We start from the raw sequence: 14618 nt of genomic DNA, 5'->3' as shown, positions 1-14618 counted from the left end.
CGCGTCCGTGGCATGGGAGGATAGGCGCCATGGCAATGCGCGACATCCGAGTCATCGGCGACCCCGTCCTCCGTACTCCCTGCGAACCGGTCTCCGAGATCGACGAGCGGGTGCGCCAGCTGGTGGAGGACCTGCTCGAGACCGTGGACTACGAAGGCCGCGCCGGGCTCGCCGCGAACCAGATCGGTGTGAGCCTGCGCGCCTTCTCGTGGAACATCGACGGGGACATCGGCTACATCCTCAACCCCGAGATCATCGAGGTCAGCGACGAGTTCCAGGAGCTCGGCGAGGAGGGCTGCCTCTCCGTCCCCGGGCTCTGGTACGAGTGCGAGCGCCCCGCATATGCACGGGCGGTGGGCACGGACCTCAACGGCGACAAGGTCGAGATCGACGGCGAGGAGATCTGGGCGCGCCTCATCAACCACGAGGTCGACCACCTCGACGGCAAGCTCTACCTCGACCGCCTGCGCAAGGACGTGCGCCGCAAGGCGATGCGCGAGCTGCGCGAGTCGCTCGAGTCCTCCCGGTAGCCGTCAGCCGTCGAGCCCGACGCCGACGTCCGCCAGGATCACACGCCCGGCGCTCAGGGCGGCGGGGCGCTCGACCAGGCACCGCTTGAGCGCGGTGAAGGTGACGGTGACGTCGGCGACCACGTGGCGGGAGATCCCGTCCTCGCCGGGGGCGGGCAGCGAGGCGGAGTCCGCGGCGACACCTGACGGCACATCCACGGCGACGATGAGCCGCCCCGCCTCGACCGCGCGCCCCAGGAGCGACCAGGCGTCGTCGGGCAGCCCCGCGCGCCCGCCCAGGCCGGCGAAGCCGTCGATCACCAGCTGCGCGTCGAGCACCCGTTCACGGCCCAGCGGGAAGTCGACCCCGGAGACGGCGCCCACGCCCGCGGCCTCCTCGAGCATGTGCACGCCGCGCTCGTGCGCGCGGTCGGCGGCGACCACGGCGACCACGTGGGCGCCGCGGCGCGCGAGCAGCGCCCCCGCGAGCAGCGCGTCACCGCCGTTGCTTCCGGAACCGGCGACGACGCAGACCTCCATGCCCTCGATGCCGAGCCCGCGCTCCGCCGCGAGGGCCTGCGCCGCATCCGCCACCGCGGTCGCCGCCCGATCCATGAGCGCGTCCTCCGGGATCCTCAGCATGGTCCGCCGCTCGGCCTCGCGCAGCGCCTCCACGGTGACGACGTTCTCGCTGGTGCTCATGAGGGCCACCCTCGCACAGGGCGCCGACACTCGGGGCGCGTCGCTGGCGATATGGGCGCGGGTGAGGCAGAATCGTGGCACACCCGGTGCCATGGACGGTTCCATCGAGGTCGTAGGGGAAGACGCACCTCACAGGAAGGGAAAGGACATGGCCGCAATCACCCGTGGTGTTCTTTTCGTGCACTCCGCGACCCGCGCGATGACTCCGCACATCGAATGGGCGGCGCAGGGGGTGCTGGGCTCGCGCGCCTCCTTCGACTGGACCGACCAGCCCGCCGGCTCGGGTCTGCTGCGCGCCGAGGTGTCGTGGCAGGGCCAGCAGGGCACGGGAGCGCGTCTCGCCTCGGCCCTGCGCGGCTGGGAGCACGTCCGCTACGAGGTCACCGAGGAGCCGTCGTTCGGCTCGGACGGCGGACGCTGGTCGCACACCCCGTCGCTCGGGATCTTCCACGCGGTGATCGACTCTCACGGCAACACGGTGGTCCCGGAGGACCGTATCCGCGCGGCGATCGACAACGCCGGCAACCTCGCGGACGTCAAGCGCACCATGGACCTCGCGCTCGGCACCGCGTGGGACGAGGAGCTCGAGCCGTTCAGGTACGCCGGCCACGGCGCGCCCGTGCGCTGGCTGCACCGCGTGGGATGACATGGCGCTCGACCACCTGGACGAGCTGACCCTCCAGGCGCTGGAGGAGTCGATGTGGCGCCCGGAGACACGGTTCGACCATGCGTACATGGACGCGATCCTCGCGCCCGGGTATGTGGAGATCGGCCAGTCGGGGCGGGTGTGGAGCCGCGACGACGAGGTAGGGCTCGAGCCCGTCGAGATCGACGTGCGCCTGCCGCTCACCGGCTTCAGCGCCTACGAGCTCGCGCCCGGTGTCGCGCACGTCCGCTACACCTCCGAGCCGTTGCACGGCTCGCGGGGCGCCGCGCTGCGGTCCTCGATCTGGGTCCGCTCGGACCGCTGGCGGCTGGTGTTCCACCAGGCCACACCGACCGCCATCTGAGCACGCATAACATCGCACGCTAGGGTGGGCGATGTGACTGAGCATCGACGTCCTGGGCGCCCGCAGATCGCCGACCCGGAGAAGATCGGCCGCGAGGCCGTCGCGCTGTTCGCCGAGCATGGCTACGCGGCCGTGTCGATGGACGACGTCGCGGCCCGCAGCGGTGTGTCGCGCCGCACCCTGTTCCGCCACTTCGCGAACAAGGCCGACCTGGTGTGGCACGACTTCTTCGCTGCCTACGGACGGCTCGACGCGCTCCTCGCGAGGGAGGGCACCGGGCCGGGCATGGGCGGGCTCCGGGTCGCCGTACGCGAGGTGCTCACCGAGCAGCCCTCGGGCACGGACCTGGACCGCGTGCGCTTCCGCATCATCGGCGAGTCGGACGAGGTGTTCGCGGCCGGTATCCGAGGCCTCGGCGTCATGACTGCGGGCTTCGCGCACCAGCTCTCGCGCGGCGGGCTCCTCGACGAGGGCGGCGTGGAGGCCCAAGCGGTGGGGCAGGCCGTGACCGGCTGCATCCTGGCGGCCTCGGTGTGGTGGGCCCAGCATTCCGACGATGCCCTGGTCGACGTGCTCGACCAGGCGCTCGCCCGCCTCGAGCAGGGCATCGCGTAGCCGCTCCGCGCCGCCCGTCCTGCGCTGCGCTCAGGGCGCCAGCAGCCCCGGCGCGGCGACCAGCGCGTGATAGGTCACGGTGCTGCCCACATCGGGCTGGTCGGCGGCGGTGTCCATGAGCAGGTCCATCTCGACGGCGCGCTCGTAGTCGAGGCTGAGATGCGCGACCGGCACGCCCTCGGCGGTCATGACCGACACGCCGGATGCGCTGCATCCCCAGTCGATCACCCAGAAGGCCTCGTCCTCGTCGAGCGGACGGGCCGAGCCCGTGCATCGTGAGCTCACCCCGGCCGGGTCCTCGATCACGTTCTCGATGGTCGCGGTGCCGTCCGCGACGGAGAAGACGATCGCGCGCGCGGGTCCCACGCCCCCTGACCCGTTGTCGAACACCGAGTAGCGGGTGCCTCCGAGCCACCGGAAGTCGTGGTTGCCGCTCAGGACCTGCCGCTCGCCCAGGAGGCCGTCGGGGTCGTCGACGGCCAGCGCCGCGGGGGAGCGGTCGACGCCGAACGTCCATCGCACGTCGCCCGAGCCGATGTCCACCGCGAGGACCGAGCTCGGGTGCCGCATCGACACGTAGACCGCCCCGGCGTCCTCGTCGGGCTGCACCGAGTTGCAGTGGAACGGATCGACAGCGTTGTAGATCTCGGTGGTCGCGGCGGTGTCGAGCAGCGAGGGATCCGTGTGCTCGAGCGCCGACCACTCCCAGACCGCCTCGCCGTCGCGCACGTGCACCACGTGGCAGTCGTAGACGAAGTCGAGAGGCTCGTCCTCGGGGGCGAGCGTGCACGCGTGCACGGAGTCGTCGCAGGGCGTCGAGGCGTACCGCACGCCCCAGAACCCCTGGCCGTCGGCGTCGTAGGCGAGCGCGTGCGAGTCCAGATCGAGCTCGCCCGTGGCCTCGTCGACCGTCGCGCCGTCGGTGGTGACCACGCCCGTGCGGCTGCAGAAGGTGTACCCGCCGTTGTCGGAGATGCAGGAGCGGTCGATGAACGCCAGCTCGCCGGCCGTCTCGGTGAGAGCGCCCACGGAGGCGCCCGAGACATCCACCAGGGTGAGCGGCTCGAGGTCTCCGGACAGCTCGATCACGGCCTGGGTCCCCGAGGTGAGCATCGGCGCGGCGATGTAGATCGACGCGCCCGTCGCGGCAGCCTGCTGAGCGAGCTCGCCGTCGACGGTCTCGCGCTCGAGCGCGTAGGGCGCGAGGAGCTCCTCGGCGGGTACGCTCCGTGCCTGGGAGCACGCCGTGAGCGCGGCGGCGCACGCGAGGACCATGCCGATCGCCTGGGGGCGTCTCATGCCCTGATTCAACCGCCCCGCGCGCGGCTCCGCCACACGGCGGCAGGGCTCCGGCGCACGCATGCGGGTGAGTCGTCGGCGAGCCGCGTCAGTATCGGCGGAAGCACCACGCCCGCGGTCCGCCTGGTGTGGCGGAGCCGCGGGCGCGGGTCAGGCTGGGATCAGGCTCCGAAGACGAGCGCGACGTTGTGGCCGCCGAAGCCGAACGAGTTGTTGATCGCGGCGATCTGGCCCTGGGGGAGCGCACGCGGGGTGTCGCGCACCAGGTCCACCTGGAGCTCGGGGTCGGGCTCGGTGACGTTGATGGTCGGGGGAGCCGTGCGGGTCTCGAGCGCCTTGATGGTGAAGACGGACTCGAGCGCGCCGGCGCCGCCCAGCAGGTGGCCCGTCATCGACTTGGTCGCGGACAGCAGCACCTGATCGGCGTGCGAGCCCAGCAGGGCGCGGATGCCGCGCGCCTCGATCATGTCTCCCACAGGCGTGGAGGTGGCGTGCGCGTTGACATGCGCGACATCCGCGGCGGTGAGGCCCGCGCGCTCGAGGGCGAGCTCCATGGCCCTCGTCTGGCCGGCGCCGTTCGGCTCGGGCGCAGCGATGTGGTGGGCGTCGGCGGTCATGCCCAGGCCGAGCACGCTCGCGTAGATGCGTGCGCCGCGGGCCTTGGCGTGGCTCTCGGACTCGAGGACCACCACGCCCGCGCCCTCGCCGAGCACGAAGCCGTCGCGGCTGACGTCGTAGGGGCGCGAAGCACCCTGGGGGTCGTCGTTGCGCTTGGACAGGGCCTGCATCGACGCGAAGGCGGAGATGGGGAGCGGGTGGATCGCGGCCTCGGTGCCGCCGCAGATCACCACGTCGGCGCGTCCGGACTGGATCATCTCGAAGCCCATGCCGATCGCCTCGGCGCCGGAGGCGCACGCGGAGACCGGGGCGTGGGCGCCGGCGCGTGCCTTGAACTCGAGCGAGACGTAGGCCGTGGGGGAGTTGGGCATCAGCATGGGCACGGTGAGGGGCAGGACGCGCGAGGCGCCCCGCTCCTTCACCGTGTCCCACGCCGTCAGCAGGGTCCACACTCCGCCGATGCCCGAGGACACGATGCTCCCCAGGCGCTCGGGGTCCACAGCGTCCTCGGAGAGACCCGCATCGGCCCACGCCTCGCGCGCGGCCACGATGGCCATCTGCGCGGACGGGTCCATGCGCTTGGTCTCGGGACGGGAGAGGACCTCCTCGGGACGCACGGCGAGCTGACCCGCGAAGGTCACGGGCACGCCGTACTTCTCGGCCCAGTCGTTCTCCAGGGTGCGCACGCCGGAGCGCGCAGCGAGGGCGCCCTCCCAGGTGCTGGCGACGTCCCCGCCGAGCGGCGAGGTGGTGCCGAGTCCGGTGACCACGACGTTCATGGGCTTGTCTCCCGAGGGTGAGATGAGGGGTGGACGGTGAAGAGGGGGTCTTACGCGTTCGCGATGTAGTCGACGGCGTCGCCGACGGTGACGAGGTCCTTGACCTTCTCGTCGGGGATGCGGACGTCGAACTTCTCCTCCGCGAGGGTGACGATGGTCATCATCGACAGCGAGTCGATGTCGAGGTCGTCGGTGAACGACTTCTCGGCCGTCACCTCGGCGACGTCGATGTCCGTCTCCTCGTTGACGATCTCGGCCAGGCCGGCGAGGACCTCGTCCTTGGACAGTGCCATGTGCTGCTCCTTCGTTGGGGATGGATGGCGCGGGGCGCCGTGTTCGTATGAACGCTTGTGAACTCTACTGGGGGGGCCCTCCCGCTACGGGAGGACCACCACCTGGGCGGCGTAGACCAGCCCGGCGCCGAAGCCGATCTGGAGCGCGAGGTCGCCGCTCCTGGCGTCGCCGTCGCGGAGCACGCGCTCGGTCGCCAGAGGGATCGACGCCGCGGACGTGTTGCCCGAGTCGACGATGTCCTTGGCGACCACCACGTGCTCGGGCAGGCCGATCTGCTTGACCATCTGGTCGATGATGCGGACGTTCGCCTGGTGCGGGATGAACACCTGGATGTCGTCCGGAGCGACGCCCGCGGCCTCGATCGCCTGGAGCGCGACCGGGGCCATCTTGAAGGACGCCCACTTGAACACGCTGGGGCCCTCCTGGCGGAGGGTCGGGAAGGGCGTGCCGGGGTTGTCGCGCACGTCCAGCCACGAGCTCGTCTGGCCGATCAGCTCGGCGCCGCCGCCGTCGGAGCCCCACACCGTGGGGCCGATGCCCGCGGTCTCCGAGGCTCCGATGACCACCGCGCCCGCGGCGTCGCCCAGCAGGTAGGAGATCGAGCGGTCCGCGGGGTCGACGAAGTCGCTCATCTTCTCCGCGCCGACCACGAGCACGTGGCGGGCCGCGCCCGAGCGCACCAGCGCATCGGCCTGGCCGATGCCGTAGCAGTAGCCCGCGCACGCGGCGGAGATGTCGAAGGCCGCGGCAGGCGTGGCGCCGATGCGGTCGGCGAGCACGGGTGCACCGCCGGGGGTGATGTGCGGGAACGTGATGGTCGAGAGGATCACCGCATCGATGTCGGACGGCTCGAGGCCCGCCTGCGCGATGGCGTCACGGGCGGCACGCTCGGACAGGTCGATGACGCTCGTGTCCTTGCCGGCACGGACACGCGTGGCGATGCCGGTCATCTTGCGGATCCACTCGTCCGAGGAGTTGATCGGCTCGATCAGGTCGTCGTTCGGCACGAGGTTCTCACCGCGTGCGACGCCGAGGCCCAGGATGCGCGTGAACTCCGCTCCGCGGCGGACGTTGAGGGTGGTCATGCGGCGGCCTCCAGGAGCTCGCGGGCGGCGGACAGGTCATCGGGCGTCTTGAGGGCGACGGCAGGCACGCCCTTCATGGCGCGCTTCGCGAGGCCGGTGAGGACGCCTCCGGGCGCGACCTCGATGAGGCCCGTGACGCCCAGCTGCAGCATCGCCTCCATGCACAGGTCCCATCGGACCGGGTTGGCGACCTGGCGGACGATGCGGGCGAGCGCGTCCGCGCCGTCGGCGACCGGGGCGCCGTCGGCGTTGGACAGCAGCACCCGACGCGGGTTGGCGGGGGTGACGGTGGAGGCGGCGTCGTGGAGGTCCGCGACGGCCGGGACCATGAAGGTCGTGTGGAACGCGCCGGCCACCTGGAGCTCGATGACGCGGGTGCGCGCAGGGGGAGCGGCGACGAGCGCCTCGATCGCAGCCTTGGTGCCTGCAGCGACCACCTGGCCGCCCCCGTTCACGTTCGCAGGGGTGAGGCCGTGCTGCTCGAGCGCGGCGGCCACATCGGCAGGATCGCCACCCAGGACCGCCGCCATGGACGTCGGCTCGGCCGCGGAGGCCGCGGCGGCCATCGAGGAGCCGCGCACCGCGACGAGCCGCATCGCGTCGGCGTCGGTGAGCACGCCCGCGAGGGCGGCGGCGCCGAGCTCTCCCACCGAGTGGCCGGCGGCCACTGCGGGGACGGCGTCGCCGAGAAGCGCGCGGCCCGTCGCGATCGCGGTCGCCACCAGAAGCGGCTGCGCGACCGCGGTGTCGCGGATGGTGTCGGCGTCGGACTGCGTGCCGTGTCGGACCACGTCGACGCCCGCGGCCTCGGAGAGGGCGGACAGGGACGCGGCGACCTCGGGGAGCTCGAGCCACGGGGCGAGCATCCCGGGCGTCTGGGCACCCTGGCCGGGACAGAGAATGGCGATCACGGGTTATAGCCTGCCTCACATCGGAGGGCCCCCTGCGGCATCAGGATACCGATTCGGGCCGCGGTTCTTGTATGAAACCTACAAAGGTGTGGCGGCTGCGTCGCGCAAGCGGCCCAGCGCGAACGCGATCTGGAGGACGTGAGCGTCCCGCGTCGCGAGCACGTCCCATCCGGTGATCTCGGCGACCTTGCGCAGGCGGTACCGGACGGTGTTGGCGTGCACGAACATCGTCCTGCTCGCGAGCTCGAGCGAGCGTCCGCAGTCGAGGAAGGTCGCCACCGTCTCCTTGAGCGAGCCGCCGGCGGCCGCGATCGGGTCGTACGCCACCGCGATCAGGCGCTCCCTGGCGGCCGCGTCGCCCACGAGCACGCGCTCGGGCAGGAGGTCGTCCGCGCTCACGGGCCGCGGCGCGAGGGCCCAGGCGGGTGCGGCGGTCGCGCCGTACATCGCGGCGCGGGTGCCGCGTGCGACCTCGACCAGCGTGATGGCCGGAGGGCCGACCACCACGGGTCCGGGGCCGAAGCTGGGCAGGAGCGTCTGCGCGAGCTCCTCCCGGTCGCCGTCGGTCCGTGCGATCACCACCAGGTCCTCGCCGTGGATGCCCACGAGCGCGCCGTGAGCCGCCCGGCGGATCGCCCGGCGCAGCTCGGCCGACTGGAGCTCGCCGAGCGGGCCGTCCGTCTGGCCCACCAGCACGAGCGTGGGGCCGGGCTTCCACCCGAGGGCCGCAGCGCGGGACGGGAGGTCGTCGTCCACCTCGCCGCGCACGAGCGCGTCCACCACGAGCGCCTCGAGCCGCGCGTCCCATGCGCCGCGGGACTCCGCGGCACGCGCGTAGACCTCGGCGGCGGAGAAGGCGATCTCGCGCGAGTACCGCAGGATCGACTCCCGCAGGTGGGCCTCCGCGCCGGGGGATGCGAACTCGTCGGAGTGCTCCTCGACGATGGACACGAACGTGCGGACGATCGTGAGGGTGTGCTGCAGCGAGATCGAGCGGGTGAGCTCCGGGGGAGCGGAGGCGAACATCTCGACGGTGCCGCGGTGGCCGGCGTGCGGGTCCGCGAAGTAGGCGACGAACGACGCGATGCCCGCCTGCGCGACGGACCCGACCCACGAGCGCTCCTGCGCGGGCAGCTCGCGGAACCACGGGTAGTCCGCGTCGAGCGTCTTGAGCGCGATCGTGGCCAGGCGGCCGGTGCCGGCGCGGAGGCGGCGCAGCGTCTCGGCGCGCATGTCGGGGCTGACCATGGGGGTCAGCGTAGTGCGCCGTTGTCGAATGACGACAACGTCGTTGTGGGTGGCGCACAACCCGTCCACGGAATACCGCGGCGACGCGCATTGTCGGACTTGTGTGTGTCGTCGCGCTTGTCCGAGATGTCCCCGGTAGCGTCGGCCACAGGTGAGACCTCAGGAGGAGAGATGACACCACGGCCGCGACCGTTGACAGGGATGGTGCTCGGCCTGGTGCTCGGGCTGGTCGTGGTGGGGCTGCTCTGGCAGCTCGGGGTGATCGACCCGGGACGCACCGTGCTGTTCGGCACGGTCGCGATCGCGATGATCCTGGTGACGCTCCTCCTCACGCGCGACGCGACGGCGGCACGCGGTCGCGTCACCACGGCGGCGGTGCTCGCGGGGCTGCTCGGCGGCGTCGCGCTCACGGGGATCCCGGAGCTGGTGAGCACGGGCTCGATCTCCGACGGCTGCACGCTCGAGGCCACGGTCGACGGCACCACCTACACGCCTGCCGGCACGGCCGCGCTCACGCCTCTCGACGTCCCCGCCGATGCGGTGGTCGACTGGACGGCCACGTCCGCGACGCCCGTCTCGGTCGAGCAGCGGGTGGCCGGGGTGATGATCGGCGGCTTCGCCATCCCCATCCGGACGGTGACCAGCCAGGGCGCGGTGGAGGGCCAGGAGGTCTCCGGTCAGGTGGACGTCGCCGCCGGCGTCGACTGGATCGCGGACCGCACCTGGCTCGAGCCCACGGGCGTCTACCACGCGTACGGTGAGATGTCCGGCGGCTCCGTGACGTGCCTGGTCGAGGGCTACGTCGCGGTCGCGCCCGCGGGGGCGTTCGCCACCAACACGCTGGTGATCCTGTGGGCCGTGCTGGTGGTGCTGGTGGTCCTCATCGGCTGGGCCGCGATCGCGGTGTGGCGTTCCTTCCGCGGCGAGCGGCCCGCCCAGGGCGACGAGCGTCGCCCCGTGGACAGCGCGGCGGCCGACCGAGCGCCGGCGGAGCCGACCGGGTTCGACGAGCAGGACACGCGCCCCATCGAGCACGTCGCGCCGGCGCCCGCGTGGACTCCCGGCACGGGCCAGCCCGTGGTGCCGGCCGAGGAGATCGCGGCGCCGCCTGCTGCGGCGCGCGATGAGCGAGAGGCCTCCGGCGGCCCCGCCCGAGGCGGTTCCGAGGACACCGCGACGAGCACGCGAGCGGCCCGGTCCACCCCTGGTGCCGGTTCCGGCGCGTGGGCGGCGGACGATGCGGTGGCGGACGATGCGCCGGGTGAAGGGGCGATGGTCGACGACGAGCTCGCCTCGGATTCGGACGCGGGTGCCGGGGAGACGCCCCTCGATGAGGAGCCCGAGGACCAGGCCGCGGAGGCCGAGGAGACGCCCCTCGACGAGGAGCGGGAGGAGCAGGCCGAGGCCGCACCCGAGGACGAGGTGGGGGAGGCCGAGCGCTCCGACGAGGAGCCTGCCGAGGTCGAAGGCGAGCCTGCCTCGGAAGGCGAGGACCGCATCGTCCCTGAGGACGCGTCCGGAGACGACGAAGGGCCGGAGCCCACGTCCGAGGACGAGGGCTCCGGCCCTGAGCCGGTGAGGTCTGCTTAGCCCTCGCCGCCACCGCCGCCCGACGTGCCCTTGCGGGGGTCGAGCAGCTCGTAGCGCTGGATGGCCTGCGCGTAGGTGCCGGCGGGCACTTCGCCGCGCTTCTCGAGCATCTGCAGCACGCGGACCGCGGTCGACGCGCCGTCGATGTTGAAGAAGCGGCGCGCGGCGGCACGGGTGTCGGAGAAGCCGAAGCCGTCCGCGCCGAGCGTCGCGTACTCGCCGGGGACCCAGGCACGGATCTGGTCCGCGACCAGGTGGTCGTAGTCCGAGGTCGCGATGAACGGACCCGCGGCACCCTGGAGCTTCTGGGTGACGAACGGCACGCGGATGCCGTCCTCGGGGTGCAGGAACGCCTGGCGCTCGGCCTCGAGGGCGTCGCGGCGCAGCTCGTTCCACGAGGTCACGGACCAGACCGCGGCGCGCACGCCGTAGTCGCGGAGCAGCATCTCCTGGGCCTCGTACGCCCACGGCACGCCCACGCCCGAGGCGAGGATCTGGGCCTCGGGGCCGGGGCCCTCGGGCGCCGCCGACACGCGGTGGATGCCCTTGAGGATGCCCTCGACGTCGACGTCCTCCGGCTCGGCCGGCTGGACGTACGGCTCGTTGTAGACCGTGAGGTAGTACATGACGTTGCGGTCGCGGCCGGTGTCGGGGCCGTACCAGCGCTCGATGCCGTCCCTGACGATGTGGCGCAGCTCGTAGCCGTACGCCGCGTCGTACTGGACGATCGACGTGTTGGTGCCCGCGAGGATCGGGGAGTGGCCGTCGCCGTGCTGGAGGCCCTCGCCGGCGAGCGTGGTGCGGCCCGCGGTGGCGCCGACGATGAAGCCGCGCGTGAGCTGGTCGCCCGCCGCCCAGAACTGGTCGCCCGTGCGCTGGAAGCCGAACATCGAGTAGAAGATGTAGAACGGGATCAGCGGCTCGCCGTGCGTGGCGTAGGACGTGCCCACGGCCTGGAACGCGGCGGCGGAGCCGGCCTCGTTGATGCCCGTGTGCATGATCTGGCCGGACTCGGACTCCTTGTAGGAGAGCATGAGCTCGCGGTCCACCGGCAGGTAGTTCTGCCCCTGCGTGTTGAAGATCTTCGCGCTGGGGAAGATCGAGTCGAGGCCGAACGTGCGGGCCTCGTCCGGGATGATCGGCACCAGGCGGTGGCCGAACTCCTTGTCGCGCACCAGGTCCTTGAACAGGCGCACGAGCGCCATGGTGGTGGCGACCTCCTGCTTGCCCGAGCCCTTCGCGAGGAGGTCGTACGCCTTCGCCTCGGGAAGCGCGATCTCCTTGCGGTCGCCCCGGCGCTCGGGCACGAAGCCGCCGAGCTGCTTGCGACGGTCGAGCATGTACTGGATCGCCGGGTCGTCGAAGCCGGGGTGGAAGTACGGCGGGTGGTACGGGTCGGCCTCGAGCTGCTCGTCCGTGAACGGGATGTCGAAGGTGTCGCGCAGGACCTTGAGGTCGGCTGCGGCGAGCTTCTTCATCTGGTGGGTCGAGTTGCGGGCCGCGAAGTTCGAGCCGAGGCCGTAGCCCTTGACCGTCTTCGCGAGGATGACGGTGGGCTTGCCGTTCTTCTCGGTGGTGGCCTTCGCATACGCCGCGTAGAGCTTGCGGTAGTCGTGGCCGCCGCGCTTGAGCGCCCAGATCTCATCGTCCGTCATGTCCTTGACGAGCTCCTTGGCGCGCGGGTCGCCGCCGAAGAACTGGTCGCGGATGAAGGCGCCGGACTCGGCACGGAACGTCTGGAAGTCGCCGTCGGGGACGGTGTTCATGAGGTTGACCAGCGCACCGTCGTCGTCGCGCTGGAGCAGCGGGTCCCAGCCGCGACCCCACACCACCTTGATGACGTTCCAGCCGGCGCCGCGGAAGAACGCCTCCAGCTCCTGGATGATCTTGCCGTTGCCGCGCACCGGGCCGTCGAGGCGCTGGAGGTTGCAGTTGACCACGAAGGTGAGGTTGTCGAGGTTCTGGTTCGCCGCGAGCTGCAGCATGCCGCGGCTCTCCGGCTCGTCCATCTCGCCGTCGCCCAGGAACGCCCAGACGTGCTGGTCGGAGGTGTCCTTGATGCCGCGCAGGTGCAGGTAGCGGTTGGTCCACGCCTGGTAGATCGCGGAGGCGGGGCCCAGGCCCATCGACACGGTGGGGAACTCCCACACATCGTCCATGAGGCGCGGGTGCGGGTAGGAGGAGAGGCCGCGGCCCTCGCCCGACTTCTCCTGGCGGAAGGAGTCGAGGTCCTGCTCCCCGAAGCGGCCCTCGACGAAGCCGCGCGCGTAGACGCCGGGCGCCGCGTGGCCCTGGAAGTACACCTGGTCGCCGCCGCCCGGGTGGTCCTTGCCACGGAAGAAGTGGTTGAGGCCCACCTCGTAGAGCGTCGCGACGGACGCGTAGGAGGAGATGTGGCCGCCGATGCCCTTGCCGCCGGCCTGGGCACGCGTCACCATGACGGCCGCGTTCCAGCGGATCCAGCCGCGGTAGCGGCGCTCGAGCTCCTCATCGCCGGGGAACTCGGGCTCGTCGTCCTTGTGGATGGTGTTGACATACGGCGTGTTGAGGCTGAGCGGCACGCTCAGCTGCTTCTTGGCCGCGTGCTCGACCAGCTGGTCCACGATGTACTCGGCGCGGCTCTCGCCGCCGGCCTCGATCAGGCCGTCCAGGGACTCGAGCCACTCCTGGGTCTCGCCCGGGTCCTTGTCAACCTCGCCGTGATGTGCCACAGGTGACCTTCCGTTCGGGCGCGCGGTGGCGCGCCGGGTGTGGGGAGGGCGCGCCACGCGTGTACGCAGGCGCGCTCCACATAGTTTCCACGCACCAGGTTACTGTCACGCGCACCGTGCTGTGCACGGCGCCTGGCACGATGCGCGGCGCGGGCGATTGCCCACCGACGCGGGGTGCCTCTAGTGTGGACGCCAAGCGTGCGCTCCCGCGCACGAGGAACCGACGAAGGGGGTCCCGCCACCGTGGCGACACAGGAGGACGCGAAGGCGGTAGACGCCGTCGTCGCGCGGCTCGCGCTGAAGACGGGCCAGATCATCCAGGAATACGGCTACGACGACGACACCGACGCGGACTTCCGCGACGCTGTCGAGGCGGCGACAGGCGAGGCGCTGGTCGACGAGGACTACGGGGACGTCACCGACGGCGTCATCGTGTGGTTCCGTGAGGGCGAGGACGACCTCGCCGACCTCCTCATGGACGCGCAGACCCTGCTCGACGACGGTGCCGCGGTGTGCCTGTGCACACCCAAGGCGGGTCAGTCCGGCCACGTGCAGCCGCGCGAGGTGCAGGAGGCCGCGTCCGTGGCGGGCCTGCACGCGACGTCGACGTTCGTCATCGGCACCCGCTGGACCGCGACCTATCTGGTCGAGAAGGGCCGCTCCAAGTGAGCCATCCTCTGGTGGGCCACGAGGCCCCCGACTTCCGCATGACGGACACGCACGGCAGGGTGGTGAGCACCGAGGACCTGCGCGGCACCGCGTACCTGCTGGTCTTCGTCCCATTCGCCTTCTCCGACACGTGCACCAACGAGCTCATCGAGCTGCGAGCCGCGGAGGACCTGCTCACGCGCGACGGCCTGCGGGTCATCGTGGTGAGCTGCGACTCCATCTACACGCTCAAGGCGTGGGCGGACACGCACAGCTACAAGGCGGACCTGCTGTCCGACTTCTGGCCGCATGGCGAGGTGTCGCGCCAGTACGGCGTGTTCAACCCGCACAAGGGCCTGGCCGGTCGCGGCTCGTTCCTCGTGGACGCCGATGGCGTGGTGCGCTGGGCGATCGTCAACCCCGAGGGGGAGGCGCGGGACGTCGCGGAGTACCGCGGAGCGGTGCAGCAGCTGCTCGGCTGAGCTGCTGCGCCCGTGTGCTCGGCGTACCGCATCGTCCCCCTGCAGACGTCGCGATCGGTGCCTGCTGCCCGTTCCGGGTGCGAGCCGGGCGCCGGGCGGCGGGTGGGGGCGTTGGCG

15 protein-coding genes are annotated in these 14618 nt (G+C 71.8%); 7 read left to right on the top strand and 8 right to left on the bottom strand.

Going from position 1 to position 14618, the window contains the following annotated elements; translation table 11 throughout:
• The first annotated feature begins 29 nt into the window (after positions 1–29).
• Positions 30–530: a peptide deformylase gene (def, locus tag AOM00_RS03130; RefSeq protein ID WP_062516417.1), complete on the top strand. Its 501-nt coding sequence runs from the start codon at positions 30–32 to the stop codon at positions 528–530.
• A gap of 3 nt (positions 531–533) precedes the next feature.
• Here def and AOM00_RS03125 read toward each other — a convergent pair whose 3' ends face one another.
• Complete coding sequence (locus AOM00_RS03125; RefSeq protein ID WP_062516416.1) at positions 534–1211, bottom strand: NAD(P)H-hydrate epimerase; 678 nt, start codon at positions 1209–1211, stop codon at positions 534–536.
• Between the two features lie 148 nt (positions 1212–1359).
• Here AOM00_RS03125 and AOM00_RS03120 point away from each other — a divergent pair, with 148 nt between their 5' ends.
• Genes AOM00_RS03120 through AOM00_RS03110 form a run of 3 tightly spaced genes read left to right on the top strand, consistent with a single transcriptional unit; the run spans position 1360 to position 2836 of the window.
• Positions 1360–1857 carry a DUF3145 domain-containing protein gene (locus AOM00_RS03120; RefSeq protein ID WP_062516415.1) on the top strand — a complete coding sequence of 166 codons (498 nt, stop codon included), beginning with the start codon at positions 1360–1362 and terminating at the stop codon, positions 1855–1857.
• Between the two features lies 1 nt (position 1858).
• Entirely contained in the window at positions 1859–2221 is a 363-nt protein-coding gene (locus AOM00_RS03115; protein WP_062516414.1) for a nuclear transport factor 2 family protein, read from the top strand.
• A gap of 33 nt (positions 2222–2254) precedes the next feature.
• Positions 2255–2836: a TetR family transcriptional regulator gene (locus AOM00_RS03110; protein ID WP_062516413.1), complete on the top strand. Its 582-nt coding sequence runs from the start codon at positions 2255–2257 to the stop codon at positions 2834–2836.
• A gap of 30 nt (positions 2837–2866) precedes the next feature.
• On the opposite strand, the gene AOM00_RS03105 is transcribed toward AOM00_RS03110, so the two are convergent.
• The 6 genes from AOM00_RS03105 to AOM00_RS03080 form a co-directional block, all read right to left on the bottom strand.
• Complete coding sequence (locus AOM00_RS03105; protein WP_169746802.1) at positions 2867–4135, bottom strand: aryl-sulfate sulfotransferase; 1269 nt, start codon at positions 4133–4135, stop codon at positions 2867–2869.
• A 161-nt stretch (positions 4136–4296) separates the two neighbouring features.
• Positions 4297–5532: a beta-ketoacyl-ACP synthase II gene (fabF, locus tag AOM00_RS03100; RefSeq protein ID WP_062516411.1), complete on the bottom strand. Its 1236-nt coding sequence runs from the start codon at positions 5530–5532 to the stop codon at positions 4297–4299.
• 50 nt (positions 5533–5582) lie between these two features.
• Positions 5583–5825: an acyl carrier protein gene (locus AOM00_RS03095; RefSeq protein WP_062516410.1), complete on the bottom strand. Its 243-nt coding sequence runs from the start codon at positions 5823–5825 to the stop codon at positions 5583–5585.
• 84 nt (positions 5826–5909) lie between these two features.
• The gene (locus AOM00_RS03090; protein ID WP_062516409.1) at positions 5910–6911 is read right to left on the bottom strand and encodes a beta-ketoacyl-ACP synthase III; all 1002 of its coding nucleotides are present in this window, start codon (positions 6909–6911) and stop codon (positions 5910–5912) included.
• Complete coding sequence (locus AOM00_RS03085) at positions 6908–7822, bottom strand: ACP S-malonyltransferase (RefSeq protein WP_062516408.1); 915 nt, start codon at positions 7820–7822, stop codon at positions 6908–6910. Before AOM00_RS03085 ends, AOM00_RS03090 begins: the two co-directional genes overlap by 4 nt.
• A 78-nt stretch (positions 7823–7900) precedes the next feature.
• Positions 7901–9070, bottom strand: a complete 1170-nt coding sequence (locus AOM00_RS03080) for a PucR family transcriptional regulator (RefSeq protein ID WP_062516407.1) — start codon at positions 9068–9070, stop codon at positions 7901–7903.
• Between the two features lie 171 nt (positions 9071–9241).
• On the opposite strand from AOM00_RS03080, the gene AOM00_RS03075 reads away from it, so the two are divergent.
• A complete protein-coding gene (locus AOM00_RS03075; protein WP_156159002.1) occupies positions 9242–10660 on the top strand; it encodes an ICP22 family protein in 1419 nt (472 codons plus the stop codon).
• Here AOM00_RS03075 and aceE read toward each other — a convergent pair.
• Complete coding sequence (gene aceE, locus AOM00_RS03070; RefSeq protein ID WP_062516405.1) at positions 10657–13371, bottom strand: pyruvate dehydrogenase (acetyl-transferring), homodimeric type; 2715 nt, start codon at positions 13369–13371, stop codon at positions 10657–10659. The genes AOM00_RS03075 and aceE overlap by 4 nt on opposite strands.
• A gap of 243 nt (positions 13372–13614) precedes the next feature.
• Here aceE and AOM00_RS03065 point away from each other — a divergent pair, with 243 nt between their 5' ends.
• Positions 13615–14040: a DUF3052 domain-containing protein gene (locus AOM00_RS03065; RefSeq protein WP_062516404.1), complete on the top strand. Its 426-nt coding sequence runs from the start codon at positions 13615–13617 to the stop codon at positions 14038–14040.
• The gene (locus tag AOM00_RS03060) at positions 14037–14501 is read left to right on the top strand and encodes a redoxin domain-containing protein (protein WP_082096479.1); all 465 of its coding nucleotides are present in this window, start codon (positions 14037–14039) and stop codon (positions 14499–14501) included. The genes AOM00_RS03065 and AOM00_RS03060 overlap by 4 nt, the downstream gene beginning before the upstream one ends.
• Positions 14502–14618 lie beyond the last annotated feature (117 nt).

It is taken from the genome of Demequina gelatinilytica, assembly GCF_000971115.1.
GTDB lineage: Bacteria > Actinomycetota > Actinomycetes > Actinomycetales > Demequinaceae > Demequina > Demequina gelatinilytica.
Note: the sequence above shows the minus strand (reverse complement) of the source record. Positions and strands in the feature narration are given on the sequence as shown.